Below are 17,378 nucleotides of genomic sequence, written 5' to 3'. Positions count from 1 at the left end.
CGCCCAGGCGGGGTCGCTCGTCACCCGAAGTGAGCGGTGAGCACCTGACGTTCGCCGTCGACGGTCACGCGACCGCCGTACGGCACCAGCAGCTGGGGCGAGGTGTGCCCGAAGTCCACGTCGAGCACGACGACCAGGCCGGGGTTGTAGTCCGCCACCGCGCGCAGCACCACCTCCCGGCGCTCCGCGCGCAGCCCGGCTGCCTCCTCCTCGGTCCGGGGCTGCTCCCGCGTGCTGACCGGAGGGCGGCCCCAGAGAAGCGCCGACGCGGCGCCCAGGATGCCGCGCTCCCCGAGGTTGCGCAGCATGTAGGAGCACGCGGTCGGCGACGGCATCTCCTCGGACGCCTCCAGCGCAAGCACGCATCCCGCGTACGCCGAGGCGGGGTGCACCCAGTGCCCCACCGCGAGCGTCCACTCGACGATCTCGAGACACCCGCCCCACAGCAGCCCGGTCACCGGACGCGTCGGCCCTGACCACCGCCAGGGGGTGGCGGGCCGGGCCGGAGATGGGTCGACCAGCGCTGCGGGCGTGCCCCAGTCCAGCCCGTAGTCTCGCGTGCGCGCCGGAGGCGACAGCTGCAGGTCGCCGCCGAAGAGCGCAGCGCGCAACGACGTCAGGTGTTCGACCTCGATGCTCGGTCCCGGCCCCAGGGCGGCGGTCGACCCGCCGTACACCCCACCGATGCCGTGGAAGAACAGCCAGTTGGAGAGGTTGGTGTTGTCGCTGAATCCCAGGAACCGTTTGGGGTGCGCCAGCATGCGGGCGTGGTCGAGGTGACGCAGGACGGTGATCTGGTCGTCACCGCCGATGGTGGCCATGACGGCAGCGATCGAGTCGTCCTCGAAGGCGCGCATCAGGTCCTCGGCCCGCTCGGCGGGCGTGCCCTGCACACGCGTGAACGGGAGCTCCACCGGCTCGAGGCCCAGGTCCCGGATCCTGCTGAGTGCCTGCTCGTGGACCTCGGGGAACTGTGCAGGGGCGCACCACGAGGGCGACACGACAGCGACCCGGTCGCCGGGCCGGACGGGTGGGGGCAGGACGACGTCGGGGACCATCCCCTCAGTCAACCAGCCTCGCCACTAGGGTCTCGACCGTGACTGGGTGGATCGATCATGCACTGGCGGCGAAGGGATTCATGCCTGAGGACGAAGGGCTGATGCTCCACCGCTACGCGCGACATCAGGCCCACCTGGGTCCGCTCCTCGAGGTGGGCACCTACTGCGGCAAGTCCGCGATCTACCTCGGAGCGGCTGTCCGCGAGGCTGGCGGGACCGTCTTCACGGTCGACCACCACCGAGGCTCCGAGGAGAACCAGGTGGGGTGGGAGCACCACGATGCCAGCCTCGTGGACGACGAGTTCGGGCTGATGGACACCCTGCCCGTCTTCCGCAGGACGCTCGCGCGCGCCGGTCTGGAGGACGAGGTCGTCGCTGTGGTCGGCAGGTCGACGACCGTGGCACGCCACTGGCGTACGCCGCTGGCGCTGCTCTTCATCGACGGCGGGCACGCGGAGGAGCATGCCCAGAACGACTACTCCGGCTGGGCGCACTGGCTGATGGCCGGCGGGCTGCTGGTCATCCACGACGTGTTCGCCGACCCTGCAGACGGGGGCCAGGCGCCGTACCACGTCTTCCTGCGCGCGCTCGAGAGCGGCGCGTTCACCGAGGTCGAGGCCCTGGGCTCGATGCGCGTCCTGGAGCGCGTCTCAGGAGACGCCGGCGACAAGGACACACGGTGAGCAGCCACATTCGAGCCCGATCTCGGCGAAGTCGGGAGCGAGGGTGGTGCCGCGCATGATGCCGGAGCCCGCCGTGGTGTGGGAGAGCGCATCGACGGCCAGGATCACCGCGGCAGCCGTGTAGGTGGTGTGCTCGGCGGGCCAGTTGACGTCGTCGGGGAAGACGTATCCGGTGAAGTACTTCCCTTCCTCCGCGCGGAGGTGCTGCATGTCGGCGAGGAGCTCCAACGCACGTGACCGATCACCGGCGGCGTCGAGGGTGAGCACCAGCTCGCACGTCTCGGCGCCGGTCACCCACGGGTTCCTCGACACGCAGCGGATGCCGAGGCCGGGCTCCACGAAGGTGTCCCAGCGCGAGTCGATCAGCTCGCGCGCAGCCGCGCCCCGGACGGCCCCGCCGAGGACGGGGTAGTACCAGTCCATCGAGAACTCGGACTTGTCGAGGAACTCCTCCCGGTGCTTGCGCACCGCGTGGCCGAGGCGTCCGCCGGCGAGCTCCCACTCCGGCTGCGGATCTCCGAGCAGGTCGGCGATCGCCGAGCCGGCCCGCAGGCTCTGGTAGATGCTGGACGAGCCGGCCAGCAGTGCCTCGCGGTTGACGGCTCCGGGCTCGCCGTCGACCCACTCCTGGGACCAGGCGATGCCGCCGAAGGGCAGCTGCATGTCGACGACCCAGTCCAGTCCCCGTCGCACGGTCGGCCACATGCGGCGTACGAACTCGGCGTCCTGACGGATCAGCCAGTGGTGCCAGACGCCGACCGCGGGGTAGGCGGACATGTTGGTCTCGCCGGAGTGGTCCTCGACCCGGCCACCGACGATCTTCATCGGCCACGAGCCATCGGCCCGCTGGGTCGACCTGACCCAGTCGTAGGCGCGCTCGGCCGCCTCCACCTGGCCACCGACGACGAGCGCCATGGCGGACTCCACGTGGTTCCAGACGTCGGTGTGCTCACCGACCGTCCAGGGGATGGCACCGTCGGGCTCCTGCATGGCCGCGATCGACGCCGCCGTCTCCTCGACCTGGGCCCAGGTCAGGACGTGCTCGACGGCGCTGACCTCGGTGGTGCGGACCCGGCTGGGCCGGACCTCAGGCTGCACCCGGACCTCAGGCTGCATCGCCCGCTGACCGCTCGCCAACGGCTGCCTCCGGCTTGCGGAAGTAGAGCACCATGCTCTTGCCGATGACCGGGTCGAGCACCTTGCCCGCCAGCTGGAGCGCCTTGGGGTTCTTCATGATCTCCCACACCAGCAGCTTGTGGTACGCCTTCGCCAGCGGGTGCTCGTCGTTGGTCACGCCGACGGCGCACTTGATCCACCAGTAGGGCGAGTGGAGTCCGTGGGCGTAGTCCTTGCCGACGAGCTCGAGGCCGGCCTTGGTCACCTTGTCGGCGAGCTCCTTGTCGGTGTAGATCCGGATGTGGCCGCCCTCGACGTTGTGGTAGTCGTCGGAGAGCTTCCAGTTGATGATCTCGGGCAGCCACCGCGGGACGCTGACGGCCATCGTGCCGCCGGGACGCAGCACCCGCACCAGCTCGTCGATCGCCGCGATGTCGGCAGGGATGTGCTCGAGCACCTCGGCTGCGACCACGCGGTCGAACTCGCCGTCGGCGAACGGCAGGGCCAGCGCGTCGCCCTCCTTGATGTCGGCCTCGGCGCCGTCCGGCACCTCGCCGGCCTCCTTCATCGCCCCGAACCACTCCCGCACGACCGCGAGCTCGTCGGCGTCCTGGTCGAAGGCGGTCACGTCGGCGCCGCGCTTGTACATCTCGAACGCGTGGCGACCCGCGCCGCAGCCCATGTCGAGCACCCGCTCGCCGGGACGCAGGCCGAGGCGGTCGAAATCAACGGTCAGCACTGGTGTTCTCCTTCGTCGGGCGCCCCACGCCAGTCTCAGTGCCAGCGCCTGTCTCGCTGCCACCACCGTGCTCGGCGCGGTAGCTGTCGATCGTTCGTTCGTACGCCGCCGCGGTGGCCGCGGCAACGGCGCGCCAGCTGAAGAGCCGCTGCACGCGCTCGCGCCCGGCGCGTCCCATCTGCTCGCGGCGCGCCGGGTCGTCGAGCAGCTCGAGCAGCGCCAGCTCGAGCTCGCCGACGTCTCCTGGCGTGACGAGGAGCGCGCACTCACCGTCGGGGCCAACGACCTCGGGGATCGCACCGGCCCGCGAGACGACGAGGGGCGTCTCGCACGCCATCAGCTCGGCCGTCGGGAGCGAGAAGCCTTCGTAGAGCGACGGCACGCACGCGATCTCGGCCGAGCCCATCACCTGCACGAGCTCGTCCTGGGAGACGCCGCTGACGAAGGTCACGTGCTCGCCGATGCCGAGGCTGTCGATCAGCTTCTCCGTCCGGCCGCCGGGCTCGGGTCGGGTGACGAGCAGGAGGTGCACGTCGCGCTCGGTGCGCAGCTTGGCGAAGGCTTCGAGCAGCGTCGCGATGCCCTTCATGGGCGCGTCGGCACTCGCCATCGCCAGGATGCGTCCCGGCACGCGGGCCGAGGTCGGCGGGACGAAGGCGTCCTCGACACCGAGCAGGACCGTCTGCATGCGCGCCGGGTCGACCCCGAAGTCGACGGCGATGTCGCGGGCCGACGTGTCGGAGGGCGTGAGGATGGTGCGCGCCTGTCGGGCCACCTTCGCCTGCATGCGCAGGAAGCCGTACCAGCGGCGCAGTGAGAGCTTCTTGCGCAGCGTCGGCGCCGCCTCGATGTCGATGCGCCGGTCGAAGGTGATCGGGTGGTGGATGGTGGTGAGCAGCGGGAGGCCCATCTTCTCGATCTCGAGCATGCCGTAGCCGAGGACCTGGTTGTCGTGGGCGATGTCGAAGTCCCCGACCCGGTCCTTGAGGACGCGCGCCACGCGGGTGCTGAAGGTCTTGGGCTCCGGGAAGCCCGCGGTCCACATGGTGAGGACCTCCTCGACGTCGATGAGGTCGCGGATCTCGCTCGGCTTCGGCGTACGGAACGGGTCGGGCTCGCGGTAGAGGTCGAGGCTGGGCACCTTGGTCAGGCGGACGCCCTCGTCGAGCTCGGGATAGGGCTGGCCGGAGAACACCTCGACGTCGTGACCCAGGTTGACGAGCTCTCGGCTGAGGTGCCGGACGTAGATTCCCTGGCCGCCGCAGTGGGGCTTGCTGCGGTACGACAGCAGTGCGATGCGCACGTGCGGCGACCTTTCTCGAAGTGGCTCTCTCGAAATGGAACGTGTTCCCATTATGTCCCACGCGTTGATAGCCTGTTCCAGGGTGTTCAACCGGCCGGACCGGGACCCTGTTCCACCTCCGGGTCGTGCCGCGCGTCACACACATCTGTCCTCGCCAGCCATCCTGGAGGCCGCCGTCATCGTGGAGACCCGGTGAGCATCCACGCACTGACGACCGAGGACCTCGGCTCGTCCGCCCAGCGCGAACGGCGCGAACGCATCCTGGACGCCACAATCACGCTTGCCAGCCAGGGCGGGTTTGATGCCGTGCAGATGCGAGCGGTCGCCGACCGGGCCGATGTCGCCCTCGGCACGCTCTACCGCTACTTCCCCTCCAAGATCCATCTGCTCGTCACCGCCCTGGCCCGGGAGTTCGAGCGCACCGAGGCAGCACTGGCGGACTCCAGGATCGAGGGCGACACGCCCGCCGACCGGGTGGTCACCGTCCTGCGGTGGACGACGAGCGGCCTGGAGGACGACCCGCACCTCACCGAGGCGCTCACTCGCGCGTTCATGTTCGCGGACAGGTCCGTCGCCACCGAGATCCGCCTGGTCGCCCGACTGCTCACCCGGATCGTGACCCACGCCATGCATCCCGACCGCGACGAGGTCGACGACGAGGACGTCGCGATCGCGCGGGTCGTCGGCGACGTGTGGCTCGCCTCGTTGGTCGGCTGCGTGACCGGGCGGAGCACGACTGCGGAGACCGTGGCGCACATGGAGCGCGCAGTCCGGCTGATCGTGCGCTGACAGGCGTCAGAGCTCGCTTGAGTGCCCCGGGAAGACGTGCGCGCTCGGGTCGATCACCACGGCCGCGTTGTTGACGGCCGTCGCCGCCTCGCCGAAGCCGACGGCGATGAGCCGGACCTTGCCGGGGTATTCGGTGATGTCACCGGCAGCGAAGACGCGGGGCAGGTTGGTGCGCATCGCGGAGTCCACGACGACGTGCCGCTTGTCGGTGGTGATCCCCCACGTCTGCAGTGCACCGAGGTCGGCGATGAACCCGAGCGCGGCGACCACGGCCTGCGCCGGCCGGACGATCGGCTCCTGACCGTCCACGACGATCTCGACCTCCTCCACCGAGGTCTCCCCGCGCAGGGCCGTGACCTGGGCCTTGGTGATGATCTCCACCGAGGACTCCCGGACCGCAGCCACGGTGCGCTCATGGGCCCGGAACGCGTCGCGGCGGTGGACGAGAGTGACCGACCTGGCCATCGGCTCGAGGTGCTGGGCCCAGTCGAAGGCGCTGTCACCGCCGCCGACGATGACGACGTCCTTTCCGTGGTACGGCGCAAAGCTGGGCACGAAGAACTCCAGCCCACGGCCGGCCCACCCGTCACCAGCGGGTAGCGGACGAGGGCTGAACTTCCCGATCCCGGCCGTGATCATGACCGCGCCGGCCTCGATCCGGGTGCCGTCGTCGAGTCCGACCACGACCCGGTCGCCCTCATGGGTGAGGGTCGAGGCAGTGCGGTCGAGGTAGTAGTCCGGCTTGGCCGTGTCGGCCTGCGTCACGAGGCCGGCCACCAGGTCCCGGCCCTTGATGGTCGGGAAGCCGGCGACATCCAGGATCGCCTTTTCGGGATACATCGCCGTGATCTGACCGCCCAACTCCGGCAACGAGTCGACGACGGCCACGCTGAGTCCGCGGAAACCGGCGTAGTAGGCGGCGAAGAGGCCCGTGGGCCCGGCGCCGATGATGAGCAGGTCCGTCTGCGGCACGGTCATCTCCCTCGCGAACTCAGACCTCCGCGGCGCGGAGACTCTGCACAGCTGCTGAGACGTTGCAACCTAACCGAGAGCGTCGACTCCCGCTATCGTCCAGTCGCCCTCGACACGTACGAGATCGACCACCAGGCGGTTGCGGACTACTTGCTCGGCCCTCGAGCGCGCCGAGGACGTCGTCTGGTTGATGAAGACCAGCACCTGCGCCTCGTCCTGGGTCGCCGAGATGATCGCCGAGGAGACGGCTGTCGCCTCCTGCGAGATCCGGTTCCTGGCCGTGTTGGCACGGACCTGCTTCATCGCCTGGGCGTATTCCTCCGCGAACTCCGGGGTCAGCTGTGTCGAGGCTGTCTGGATGTCCTCCTCGAAGCTGTCGTGGTGATAGGTCAGGACCCGTTGGCTGAGCTCGGCCGCCGACATGAGGAGCGTGCTGCGCGCGTCCGCGTCGAGGATCTGGGTCGACTCGAGAGCAGGCTCCGGCGCGGGACTGAGCACGTCGTAGCCCTTGAAGCCCACGAACACCGCCAGCCCGACAACCACGGCCGTCAGGAGCGCAGCCAGCCAAGCGCTGCCGAGCACTCCGGGCGGACGCCCGGTGGTCGGGTCGGTGGCTGGGTCGGCGGCCGTGCTCGTCGAGGTCGTCACGGTGGTCATCCCACGAACTGCAGACCGGCGGTGAGCCACCGGTCCCCTTCCTTGACCATGTCGAGCTGGATCCGCCACGGCACGGTGCGGGACGTGCCGTCGGTCGCGTTGCTGGTGACGACGGTGTCGGCCGCGACGAAGACACTGGCGGTGGTCGCGTCGATGTCGCTGATCCCGACCTCGAGCACGGTCGCCTCGGCAGTGGACTGCTGCGCCCGCGCCGAGCGCCGGAGACTGTCCAGCTCCTCGGCGTACTGCTGCTTGAACTCGCCGGTGGCCCCGTCCAGCACTACCTGCGCCTGAGCATCCACGTTGCCGTGGTCGATCCCCAGGAAGGCTTGCACCTGCGCGGTGGCGGCCCGGGTGACGTCGAGGCTGCGCTGGCCGTGCTGCTCCGCCTCGGTCGCGGTCGACTCCTCACTCTGGACGAGGAACGCGACCGTGGCACCGAGCGCGAGCCCGAGCACCATCAGGACCACGTTGAGCCGGCGTAGGTCCATCAGATGTCGCCCCTGGTGACGTCGTCGGTCCGAGGTGCCGGTGCACACTTCATGCTACGCATATTGGCAGGCCGACCGTGCTGACATCGCGCAGGGAGTCCCGCGCGGCACGGAGTGTTGCGCGCAGGCGACTGGCCGCACCACACACTGGTGCTGGGAACGCGATCACTCCTCGCCGTCGAGCAACCCGTCGCGCTCAGCCGCTTGCACGATGCGGCGGAGGTCCTCGATGTCACCGCAGCCAGCGTCGAGCTGAGCGTTGCGCTCGGAGACGAACGCGTCGCCGAGCGTGGCTCGCACCTCGACGCTCACCTCGTCGCGCGCCGGGTTGAGGATGGTCAGCTCCTCTTCGGTGAGGTGGTGGTTCAGCGCCGTCGCCAGCTCCTCGACGGCGTCGTCGAACTCAGAGGTGTCGGTCGCGTCGAGCTCCAGCACCTTGAGCATTGCCTCGTGCCCCTCGGCGTGCTCCTCCTCCCCGTGCTCGGCCTCATGTGCCGTGATCGCCTGCTCGCGCCGCAGGGTCGGGTAGACGTGCTTCTCCTCCGCCTCGGCGTGCGCGACGTGCAGTGCAGACAGCGCCCGGCGGACGCCGTCGCGGTCCGACGTGCTGTCGCGCAGGTCGCGGAGCAGCGTCTCGAAGCGCCGGTGGTCGTCGAGGATCAGGTCGATGACGTCGCCGGAGACGGGCCGGCCGAGGTCGATGGAAGTGCTCATGGGCGCGACGCTAGCTGCCCAGCCCGACGATGGCACCCTGCGCACCTCCCAAGAGGTTGTCCGCGCCTATGCTGACCGCATGTCGTCGTCCGGTGTGTGGGGTCGCTTCGACCATGACCCCCGATCACCGCAGTCGTCTCGGCTGCGGGCCTCCGACCGCGATCGCGACGTCGCCCACGGGGTGCTCGGTGACGCGTTCGCCGACGGCCGCCTCGACCACGCGGAGTACGACGTCCGATCGTCCGCGGTGATGGTGGCGAACGTCCTCGCCGAGTTGGTGCCGCACCTTGAGGACCTGGTCCCCGACGACCCCGGGTCGGCGATCGCCGCCCGTGGCCCAGAAGCGCTCGGTCTGCACGAACAGGCCGTAGACCTGTGGGCCAAAGACCGACGCGAGGCCGTCATGGGACTCGTCGGCATCTCCGTCATCACCTGGACCATCTGGGCCGCCACCATGCTCGGCGGGTTCCCGTGGCCGCTCTTCCCGATGCTGGCCGCCGCGATGAACACGATGCGCACCCAGCTCAACAAGAGGGACATCATCCAGGAGCACGAGCGCAAGCTCCTGAAACGCGAGCGCAAGGCGGTTGAGGCGCGCGCGGCGAGTGAGCTGGAGCCGGGCTCCGACGCCTGAGGCCTTCAGTGGGCGCCCGCGCTTGCACGGTCGGTGGTCGTGACTACTTCGTCGCCGGCGCTCGCACAGTTCGCGCGTCCCTCCTCATGTCTTCGCTGCCGCTCACTTGGTCGCCGGCGCTCGCTTCGCTCGCGCAGCTCCCCGCTCGTCGGGTGCGCCACAGACCTCGTTCCTCGGCCCGCGCGCACCGCTCCTCACTTCGTCGCTTCCATCATCTGGCGTAGTTCCTTCTTCAGCTCGTTGACCTCGTCGCGAAGGCGAGCAGCGACCTCGAACTGGAGCTCGGCAGCAGCCGCCCTCATCTGGTCGGTCAGCTGCTGGATCAGCTCGGCGAGGTCGGACGACGGGATCCCGGCCGCGTCCGGCAGCGAGTTCTTGAGCTTCGACAGGGCAGGCGTCGGAGACTTGCCGGGCTTGACTCCACCGGCCCGGCCCTTCTGACCCACGTCGGCCCAGGTCTGGAGGAGCTCCTGGGTGTTCTCGTCCTCGCGGGCCAGCATCTCGGTGATGTCGGCGATCTTCTTGCGCAGCGGTTGGGGGTCGATACCGCGCTCGGTGTTGTAGGCCACCTGGATGGCGCGTCGACGGTTGGTCTCGTCGATGGCCGCCTCCATCGAGGGCGTGATCTTGTCGGCATACATGTGGACCTGGCCCGACACGTTGCGAGCCGCGCGACCAATCGTCTGGATGAGCGACTTGTCCGAGCGCAGGAAGCCCTCCTTGTCGGCGTCGAGGATCGAGACGAGCGACACCTCGGGCAGGTCGAGACCCTCGCGGAGCAGGTTGATGCCGACCAGCACGTCGTATTCGCCCATGCGCAGCTCCCGCAACAGCTCGATGCGCCGCAGCGTGTCGACCTCGGAGTGGAGGTAGCGGGTGCGGATGCCGGCGTCGAGGAGGTAGTCAGTGAGGTCCTCGGACATCTTCTTGGTCAACGTCGTGACGAGCACCCGCTCGTTCTTGTCGGCGCGCGTGCGGATCTCGTGGATCAGGTCGTCGATCTGACCCTTCGTCGGCTTGATGACGACCTCGGGGTCGATCAGCCCGGTCGGGCGGATGATCTGCTCGACGGTGTTGTCCTTGCCGCCGACCTTGTCGAGCTCGTAGTTGCCGGGGGTCGCCGAGAGATAGATCGTCTGGCCGATGCGGTCGAGGAACTCCTCGAACTTCAGCGGTCGGTTGTCCATCGCGCTGGGCAGGCGGAACCCGTGATCGACCAGGTTGCGCTTGCGGGACATGTCGCCCTCGTACATCCCGCCGATCTGCGGGATCGCGACGTGCGACTCGTCGACCACGAGCATGAAGTCCTCGGGGAAGTAGTCGAGCAGGGTGTTGGGCGCCGTGCCGCGGGTGCGACCGTCCATGTGCATCGAGTAGTTCTCGATGCCCGAGCACGAACCGACCTGGCGCATCATCTCGACGTCGTAGGTGGTCCGCATCCGCAGGCGCTGCGCCTCGAGCAGCTTGCCCTGGCGCTCGAAGGTGGCGAGCTGGTCCTCCAGCTCCAGCTCGATCCCCTTGATCGCGCGCTCCATGCGTGCCGGGCCGGCGACGTAGTGGGTCGCCGGGAAGACGTAGAGCTCCTTGTCCTCGGTGATGACCTCGCCCGAGATCGGGTGCAGCGTCATCATCCGCTCGATCTCGTCGCCGAAGAACTCGATACGCACGGCGAGCTCCTCGTAGACCGGGAAGATCTCGAGGGTGTCGCCGCGGACCCGGAACGTGCCACGCGTGAAGGTCATGTCGTTGCGGGTGTATTGGATCTCCACGAGGCGGCGCAGGATCGAGTCGCGGTCGTGCTCCTCGCCCACCCGGAGGCGAAGCATGCGGTCGACGTATTCCTGGGGGGTGCCGAGGCCGTAGATGCAGGACACGGTGCTGACCACGATCACGTCGCGCCGGGTCAGCAGTGAGTTGGTCGCGCTGTGGCGAAGCCGCTCGACCTCCTCGTTGATCGAGGAGTCCTTCTCGATGTAGGTGTCGGTCTGCGGGACGTAGGCCTCCGGCTGGTAGTAGTCGTAGTAGCTGACGAAGTATTCGATCGCGTTGTCCGGGAAGAGCATCCGCAGCTCGTTGGCGAACTGCGCCGCCAGCGTCTTGTTGGGCTGGAGCACCAGCATCGGTCGCTGCAGTTTCTCGGCCACCCAGGCGACCGTGGCCGTCTTGCCGGTGCCGGTCGCGCCGAGCAGCACGATGTCCTGCTCGCCGGCGCCGACGCGCTCGGCGATGTCTGCGATCGCGGTCGGTTGATCGCCGGAGGGGGTGTAGTCGGAAACCACCTGGAAGGGGGCCACGCGGCGCTCGAGATCTGTCACTGGACGCATGCGTCGAGCCTACGGGTGACCACCGACAGTGAAGCCGCTCGCTATGTTGTGTCTGTGAGAGCCGACCGTCTGCTGAGAGTCGTGCGCCGTACCCTCATGTCGGTCTTCGGCTTCCAGATCGCCCTCGCGATCGCATTGTCCTTCGTCGACTCCTACCGCCGCCGGGGCAAGAAGCCCAAGCCGTTCCCGGTCACGCCGCCGCGGACCGTCGAGGTCGGCGAGGGCACGCTGACGACCTACACGTTCGGTCGCGACCTCTACGCCGACATGCTTGAGGCGATCAACGGTGCGCAGAAGCAGATCCTCTTCGAGACCTACATCTGGAAGGGCGACGAGGTCGGTGAGGACTTCAAGTCGGCACTGATCGCGGCTGCCGACAGGGGCGTCGAGGTCTATTGCATCTACGACGGCTTCGCCAACCTCGTCGTCTCCCCCGCCTTCAAGCACTTCCCGCCGACCCTCAAGGTGCTGCGCTACCCCGTCTGGACGCCCGGCCTGAGGTTCTGGCGCCTCCGGGGCTACGGCCGCGACCACCGCAAGATCCTCGTGATCGACGAGGAGGTCGGCTTCGTCGGCGGCTACAACATCGGCACTCCGTACGCCACCGAGTGGCGCGACACGCACATCCGCATCACCGGGCCCGGCGTCTGGGATCTCACCCGCGCCTTCGCCGACTTCTGGAACCTCAACCGTCGCAAGCGGATCGGCCACAGCGAGCGGCCGCTCCTCCTCGAGGCGGCGGCCTCCACGTGGGAGCCCCGGATCCGGTTCTCCCGCAACGTGCCGCGACTGTGGATGTTCCCCATCCGGAACATGTACCTCGAGGCCATCAATCGCGCGACGCGCAACATCTGGATGACGCACGCCTATTTCATCCCGGACCAGGACTTCGTGGACACACTCAAGGACGCCTCTGCGCGGGGGGTGGACGTCCGTCTGCTGGTGCCGCTGAAGTCCAACCACATCGTGGCCGACTGGATCTCGCGCGGCTACTTCTCCCAGCTCCTGACCGCCGGGGTGCGGATCTTCCGGTTCAAGGACGCCATGGTGCACGCCAAGACGTCGACCATCGACGGGAACTGGTCGACCGTCGGGACGGCGAACGTCGACCGGCTCAGCCTCCAGGGCAACTACGAGATCAATGTCGAGGTCATCGACGAGGGCATGGCCGAGGTGCTCGAGGAGATCTTCCTCCGCGACCAGTCGAACTGTCTCGAGCTCACCAGCCAGGAGTGGGAGGCGCGCGACCTGCACCGCAAGTTCACCGAGTTCGTGCTGGCCCCCCTGCGCCCACTCCTCTGAGGCCCGCTGCTGCAGTCAGCGACCGGGGGTTCGGCCGGGCAGGTGCGTACGCGGCGCCATCCTTGCGCCGTGGCGCGGGCGTCCTCCCTTGGCCAGCATGATGAGCACCACCGCCCGGTTGCGCTGCGGACGCCACGGCTCGAGGAACTCCGCCAGCTGGCGGTCGTCGAACTCCTCACCAGTCATCGCCCAGCCGACGTCCTTGGCGACGTGGTAGTCCCCGAAGCTCACCGCATCGGGGTCCCCGAGTGCGCGGGAGCGCACCTCAGCACTGGTCCAGGCGCCGATCCCCGGCAGGCTGCACAGGCGACGGTCGAGGTCCGCCGGCCCGTCGTGCCGCTCCAGCGCCTCTGCGACCCGCGCCGCGGTGACGATCGCCCGGGACCGCGCGTGGTCGATGTGCATCTCCAGCCACGCCCAGCTGGGGATCATCCGCACGGTCGCGGCATCGGGCGGCACCCACAGCCGCAGCTGCTGGGCGGGACCGGGCGCGTGGTCGCCGTACCGCATCACGAGGGCGCGGTAGCCCGCGAACGCCTCCTGGCCGGTGACCTTCTGCTCGATGATGCTGGGGATCAGCGCCTGCATCACGAGGCCGGAGGCACCGAAGCGCACGTGCGGGTGGCGCCTGCTGGCCTCGACCAGCAGGGGGTGGCGCGGCTCGAACGTCGACGGGTCGTCGTGCGCACCCAGCAGACTCGGGACGCTGTCGAGCGCCCATCGCGTTCCCGGGCCCCACGCGGCGGCCTGGACCTCACCACGGGGGCCCTGTCGGATGCTCAGCGTCGCAGCGCCCTCGGGGGTACGGATGCCACGCCAGTGCGTCCCGGTCGCGTCGTCGATGCGGTAGGACGGGTCACGGGCCCCGCGGCGTTGCTGGCGCAGCATGCGACCGACCGCGCACGGCCAGGACGGCTCCCAGGTCCGCGTCTGCTCCTGCATGCCCCGAACGGTAGGTCACGGCACCGACGGTCGATAGATTGCCCTCATGGCATCCAAGCGCGAGATCGAGGCCGGCATCGAGAAGGACTTCAAGAGCCAGATGTCGTACGGCGACTACCTGCGCCTGGACCTGCTGCTGGACGCCCAACAACCGCAGAGCGACCCGCTGCTGCACGACGAGCTGCTGTTCATCATCCAGCACCAGACCTCCGAGCTGTGGCTGAAGCTGATGGTGCACGAGCTGCGCTCGGCCCGGGACCTGGTCGCCGGCGACGACCTGGCACCGGCGCTGAAGCGACTGGCGCGGGTCAAGCAGATCCAGCGGGTGCTGACCGACCAGTGGTCCGTGCTCGCCACCCTGACGCCGAGCGAGTACGCCGAGATCCGGCCCTTCCTCGCCACGTCATCGGGCTTCCAGTCCGCGCAGTACCGCGAGGTCGAGTTCCTGCTCGGCAACAAGGACGCCGACATGGTGGGCGTCTTTGCGCACGACCAAGCAGCGCACGACGTGCTGGCCGAGCTGCTCAACGAACGGTCGCTCTACGACGAGTTCCTGGCCTACCTCGCCCGCCGCGGCTATGCCATTCCCGCCGACGTCCTCGACCGGGACGTGACGTCCCCGCACGTCTCGTCCTCGGGCCTGGTCGACGTCTTCGCCGAGGTCTACGCCGACACGACCAAGCACTGGGGCGTCTACGAGGCCTGCGAGGAGCTGGTCGACGTGGAGGACAACTTCCAGCAGTGGCGGTTCCGGCACCTCCAGGTGGTGCAGCGCATCATCGGTCACAAGACGGGCACCGGCGGGTCGTCGGGGGTCTCGTTCCTGCGCCGGGCTCTCGACCTCACGTTCTTCCCGGAGCTGTTCGAGGTGCGCACGCGGATCGGGGACTGACGGGTCCGGTCGGAGCGATTGGCTGCGACATACCGAGCGTTCCTGCTGCACATCAGGGCCCGCAGACAGCAGGATCGCTCGGACCTTCAGCGCGCCGGGTCGTAGGCAGACCGGGCGAAGGCACGTTCCTCGATCCGATCGTGCAGGGTGCCCTGCGGAGGCCGGGCGACCCAGAGCCGCTGCGACTCGGGCTCGAACGCGGCGCGGCTCCGGCCGGCCCGGACCCGCGCCGTCACGACTGGCTCGTCATCCACCTCCGCTCCGGTCACCCGCACCACCTCGATCCCGACCCTGCGCAGCGCGTCCTCCTTCACCACGTCCTTGGTGTGCCGCAGCGCTGCTCGGTGCTCGGCCCCGTCGAACTCGACGACGAGGCCGGCCACGAGGTCCAGCAGGTCGGCGATCCCCAGCAACCGGCCGGAGCGGTCGTAGATGGGGCAGTTGACCTGCCATGTCACCCCGGGCACCGCCGCGACGCAACGCAGGCGGCAACGCACCTCGTTGGGGGACAAGGAGTGCTCGCTCGCGGCATCCAGCACACCCGGAGCGAAGCGCAGACCGCTTGCGCGCAGCTGCCGGATCGAGACCAGCTCGGCAGCGCACATCATGTCGACAACGACGACTGCTTCCACGAAGCCCGGCGCCAGGCGCGCCGCGTCGGCGGTGGCCCACAGTTCGTCCACCGTGGCCAGTCCGTGTCGGATCGCGTGGTGCTCCGCAGGGATCGACCAGTAGGCCACCCTCAGGCCCGCCGACGCCAGCTGGCCGCGGGGGCCGACGCAGACCGGAACCCCGAGCTGGGTACGACCGTCCCGCTCGAGGCCGTCGAAGAAGTTGGCTCCGTTCAGCCGACATGCCGCCCAGCCCGTGATCCGGGCTGCTGGCCTCGACAGCCGGACTGAAGCCTCTGCGATCCGCTGCTCAGGATGGTCCTGGCGAGTCCCCGCCGGGACGTAGAACCCTGCGACGTACGCCGCCAGGCAGGCCCCCGCGCCTGGGCCGGGGTCGGCCCGGTCTTGCCGGTCGGATCGATGCGCACGGGCAGCACGAGTCGGCCGGGGTGAGGTGCACGAGGGTCCCAGCGGTGTGCCATCCGACGATCGTGTCCCAGCAGATTCGCCGGGTCGATCGTTCCTCCACAGCCTCGCCGGGCTTCCGAGCGAACCTGCTGCAAAACAGGCGCCCGGACAGCAGGATCGCTCGGAGGATCGGAACTCGCGCGGCCGTCGGTGAGCCCGGGCACACTGTCCTCATGCTGCTCGCCGACATTGTCGCCACCTCGACAGCCGTCGCTGCCACCAGGTCCCGCAAGGCCAAGGTCGCCGCGCTCGCCGACGCGCTGCGGGCTACGGACCCCGGCGAGCTGGAGACGGTGGTCAGCTACCTCGGCGGTTCGCTGCGGCAACGCCGCACGGGACTGGGCTGGCGGGGGCTCAACGCGCTGCCGGAACCCGCCACGGAGCCGTCGTTGACGGCGACCGAGGTGCACGAGGCGTTCGAGGCCCTCGCGCGGATCGCCGGGTCGGGCTCGCAGGCGAGCCGCAGGGTTGCCGTGGACGCGCTCTTCGCCCGCGCCACTGCGCCGGAGCAGGCGTGGCTGCGCGGTCTGGTCACCGGGGAGGTGCGCCAGGGAGCGCTGGACGCGCTCGTGCAGGAGGCGGTCGCCCAGGTCGCCGGGGTTCCGCTGTCCGCCGTACGCCGCAGCGCGATGCTCTCCGGCAGCACCCTGGCCGCAGCAGTTGCCGCGTTCGACGGTGGCGAGGCAGCGTTGGCGGAGTTCGGCCTCGAGGTCGGCCGGCCGGTGCTGCCGATGCTCGCGTCCAGCGCTCCCGACGTCGGGGCGGCCATGGCCAAGGCTGTCCCGAGCGGTCCGGTGGTCATCGACGCGAAGCTCGACGGCATCCGCATCCAGGCCCATCGGCATGGGGGCGACGTGCTGCTCGTGACTCGCAGCCTCGACGACATCACCGCCCGGCTCCCCGAGGTGGTGGACGTGGTGCGTGCCCTGCCCGGTGGCGACCTGGTCCTCGACGGCGAGGCCCTGATGCTCGGTCCCGACGGACGGCCACGGCCGTTCCAGGAGACGGCGTCGCGGACGGCGCAGTCGACCGGTGCCGCCGTGGTGCCCTACTTCTTCGACCTGCTCCACCTCGACGGCACCGACCTGCTCGACGCCCCTGGGCACGAGCGGACGGCCGCCCTCGACCGGCTGGTGCCCGAGCAGCACCGGGTGCCCCGACTGGTCACCGACGACGCCGAAGCCGCTGCGACCTTCGTCGAAGCCACACTGGCCAGCGGGCACGAGGGCGTCATCGTCAAGGACCCGGACGCCTTCTACGAAGCCGGCCGGCGCGGATCGGCCTGGGTCAAGGTCAAGCCGGTGCACACCCTGGACCTCGTCGTGCTCGCCGTCGAGCGTGGCAGCGGCCGCCGCAAGGGCCTGCTGTCCAACATCCACCTCGGCGCCCGCGACCCGGAGACGGGTGGCTTCGTGATGCTCGGCAAGACCTTCAAGGGGATGACCGACGACATGTTGGCCTGGCAGACGGAGCGCTTCACCGAGCTACAGGTCTCCGACGACGGGTGGGTCGTCACGGTCCGTCCCGAGCAGGTCGTCGAGATCGCCATCGACGGGGTCCAGCGCTCGGTCCGCTATCCCGGCGGCGTCGCCCTGCGCTTCGCGCGAGTGGTCCGCTACCGCGACGACAAGCGACCTGACGAGGCCGACACGCTCGACACCGTCCGAGCGTTCCTCACCTAGG

General features: G+C 69.4%; 17 protein-coding genes. 6 read left to right on the top strand and 11 right to left on the bottom strand.

Annotated elements, in window-relative coordinates; translation table 11 throughout:
- Window positions 1–20: 20 nt before the first annotated feature.
- On the bottom strand, window positions 21–1,058 hold the full coding sequence (locus VNJ48_RS08475; RefSeq protein ID WP_325601037.1) for a S66 peptidase family protein: 1,038 nt from the start codon (window positions 1,056–1,058) through the stop codon (window positions 21–23).
- 38 nt (window positions 1,059–1,096) lie between these two features.
- On the opposite strand from VNJ48_RS08475, the gene VNJ48_RS08470 reads away from it, so the two are divergent.
- Complete coding sequence (locus VNJ48_RS08470; RefSeq protein WP_325601035.1) at window positions 1,097–1,741, top strand: class I SAM-dependent methyltransferase; 645 nt, start codon at window positions 1,097–1,099, stop codon at window positions 1,739–1,741.
- Here the strand turns inward: VNJ48_RS08470 and VNJ48_RS08465 are convergent.
- The 3 genes from VNJ48_RS08465 to VNJ48_RS08455 are packed head-to-tail and all read right to left on the bottom strand — an operon-like array spanning window position 1,709 to window position 4,899.
- Entirely contained in the window at window positions 1,709–2,857 is a 1,149-nt protein-coding gene (locus VNJ48_RS08465; RefSeq protein ID WP_325601033.1) for a prenyltransferase, read from the bottom strand. The genes VNJ48_RS08470 and VNJ48_RS08465 overlap by 33 nt on opposite strands.
- Window positions 2,847–3,596: a class I SAM-dependent methyltransferase gene (locus VNJ48_RS08460; protein ID WP_325601031.1), complete on the bottom strand. Its 750-nt coding sequence runs from the start codon at window positions 3,594–3,596 to the stop codon at window positions 2,847–2,849. The genes VNJ48_RS08465 and VNJ48_RS08460 overlap by 11 nt, the downstream gene beginning before the upstream one ends.
- Window positions 3,583–4,899, bottom strand: coding sequence for a glycosyltransferase family 4 protein (locus VNJ48_RS08455; protein ID WP_325601029.1), 1,317 nt, complete (start codon window positions 4,897–4,899; stop codon window positions 3,583–3,585). Before VNJ48_RS08455 ends, VNJ48_RS08460 begins: the two co-directional genes overlap by 14 nt.
- A gap of 192 nt (window positions 4,900–5,091) precedes the next feature.
- Between VNJ48_RS08455 and VNJ48_RS08450 the strand changes: the two genes are divergently transcribed.
- On the top strand, window positions 5,092–5,688 hold the full coding sequence (locus VNJ48_RS08450) for a TetR family transcriptional regulator (protein WP_325601027.1): 597 nt from the start codon (window positions 5,092–5,094) through the stop codon (window positions 5,686–5,688).
- Window positions 5,689–5,694: 6 nt separating this feature from the next.
- Here the strand turns inward: VNJ48_RS08450 and VNJ48_RS08445 are convergent, their stop codons facing one another.
- The 4 genes from VNJ48_RS08445 to VNJ48_RS08430 all read right to left on the bottom strand — a co-directional run bounded on the left by VNJ48_RS08445 (window position 5,695) and on the right by VNJ48_RS08430 (window position 8,522).
- Window positions 5,695–6,660 (bottom strand): NAD(P)/FAD-dependent oxidoreductase, encoded by a 966-nt coding sequence (locus VNJ48_RS08445; protein WP_325601025.1) that lies wholly within the window; start codon window positions 6,658–6,660, stop codon window positions 5,695–5,697.
- Between the two features lie 69 nt (window positions 6,661–6,729).
- Entirely contained in the window at window positions 6,730–7,317 is a 588-nt protein-coding gene (locus VNJ48_RS08440) for a hypothetical protein (protein ID WP_325601023.1), read from the bottom strand.
- Window positions 7,314–7,808 (bottom strand): hypothetical protein, encoded by a 495-nt coding sequence (locus VNJ48_RS08435; protein ID WP_325601021.1) that lies wholly within the window; start codon window positions 7,806–7,808, stop codon window positions 7,314–7,316. Before VNJ48_RS08435 ends, VNJ48_RS08440 begins: the two co-directional genes overlap by 4 nt.
- 165 nt (window positions 7,809–7,973) lie before the next feature.
- Window positions 7,974–8,522, bottom strand: a complete 549-nt coding sequence (locus VNJ48_RS08430; RefSeq protein ID WP_325601019.1) for a hemerythrin domain-containing protein — start codon at window positions 8,520–8,522, stop codon at window positions 7,974–7,976.
- A 79-nt stretch (window positions 8,523–8,601) separates the two neighbouring features.
- On the opposite strand from VNJ48_RS08430, the gene VNJ48_RS08425 reads away from it, so the two are divergent.
- Window positions 8,602–9,156: a DUF1707 domain-containing protein gene (locus VNJ48_RS08425; RefSeq protein ID WP_325601017.1), complete on the top strand. Its 555-nt coding sequence runs from the start codon at window positions 8,602–8,604 to the stop codon at window positions 9,154–9,156.
- A 194-nt stretch (window positions 9,157–9,350) separates the two neighbouring features.
- On the opposite strand, the gene uvrB is transcribed toward VNJ48_RS08425, so the two are convergent.
- Entirely contained in the window at window positions 9,351–11,480 is a 2,130-nt protein-coding gene (gene uvrB, locus VNJ48_RS08420; protein ID WP_325601015.1) for an excinuclease ABC subunit UvrB, read from the bottom strand.
- 54 nt (window positions 11,481–11,534) lie between these two features.
- On the opposite strand from uvrB, the gene VNJ48_RS08415 reads away from it, so the two are divergent.
- Entirely contained in the window at window positions 11,535–12,782 is a 1,248-nt protein-coding gene (locus VNJ48_RS08415; protein ID WP_325601014.1) for a phospholipase D-like domain-containing protein, read from the top strand.
- A gap of 15 nt (window positions 12,783–12,797) precedes the next feature.
- On the opposite strand, the gene VNJ48_RS08410 is transcribed toward VNJ48_RS08415, so the two are convergent.
- A complete protein-coding gene (locus VNJ48_RS08410; RefSeq protein ID WP_325601012.1) occupies window positions 12,798–13,724 on the bottom strand; it encodes a DNA-3-methyladenine glycosylase 2 family protein in 927 nt (308 codons plus the stop codon).
- A 46-nt stretch (window positions 13,725–13,770) separates the two neighbouring features.
- On the opposite strand from VNJ48_RS08410, the gene VNJ48_RS08405 reads away from it, so the two are divergent.
- Window positions 13,771–14,616 carry a tryptophan 2,3-dioxygenase gene (locus VNJ48_RS08405; RefSeq protein ID WP_325601010.1) on the top strand — a complete coding sequence of 282 codons (846 nt, stop codon included), beginning with the start codon at window positions 13,771–13,773 and terminating at the stop codon, window positions 14,614–14,616.
- A gap of 86 nt (window positions 14,617–14,702) precedes the next feature.
- Here the strand turns inward: VNJ48_RS08405 and VNJ48_RS08400 are convergent, their stop codons facing one another.
- Window positions 14,703–15,299 carry a DUF559 domain-containing protein gene (locus VNJ48_RS08400; protein WP_325601008.1) on the bottom strand — a complete coding sequence of 199 codons (597 nt, stop codon included), beginning with the start codon at window positions 15,297–15,299 and terminating at the stop codon, window positions 14,703–14,705.
- A gap of 569 nt (window positions 15,300–15,868) precedes the next feature.
- On the opposite strand from VNJ48_RS08400, the gene VNJ48_RS08395 reads away from it, so the two are divergent.
- A complete protein-coding gene (locus tag VNJ48_RS08395) occupies window positions 15,869–17,377 on the top strand; it encodes an ATP-dependent DNA ligase (RefSeq protein WP_325601005.1) in 1,509 nt (502 codons plus the stop codon).
- Window position 17,378: the final 1 nt, after the last annotated feature.

This window comes from Nocardioides sp. (assembly GCF_035576065.1).
Classification (GTDB): domain Bacteria; phylum Actinomycetota; class Actinomycetes; order Propionibacteriales; family Nocardioidaceae; genus Nocardioides.
The sequence above is the reverse complement of the archived record's forward strand: the minus strand, read 5'-3'. Positions and strand labels throughout refer to the sequence as shown.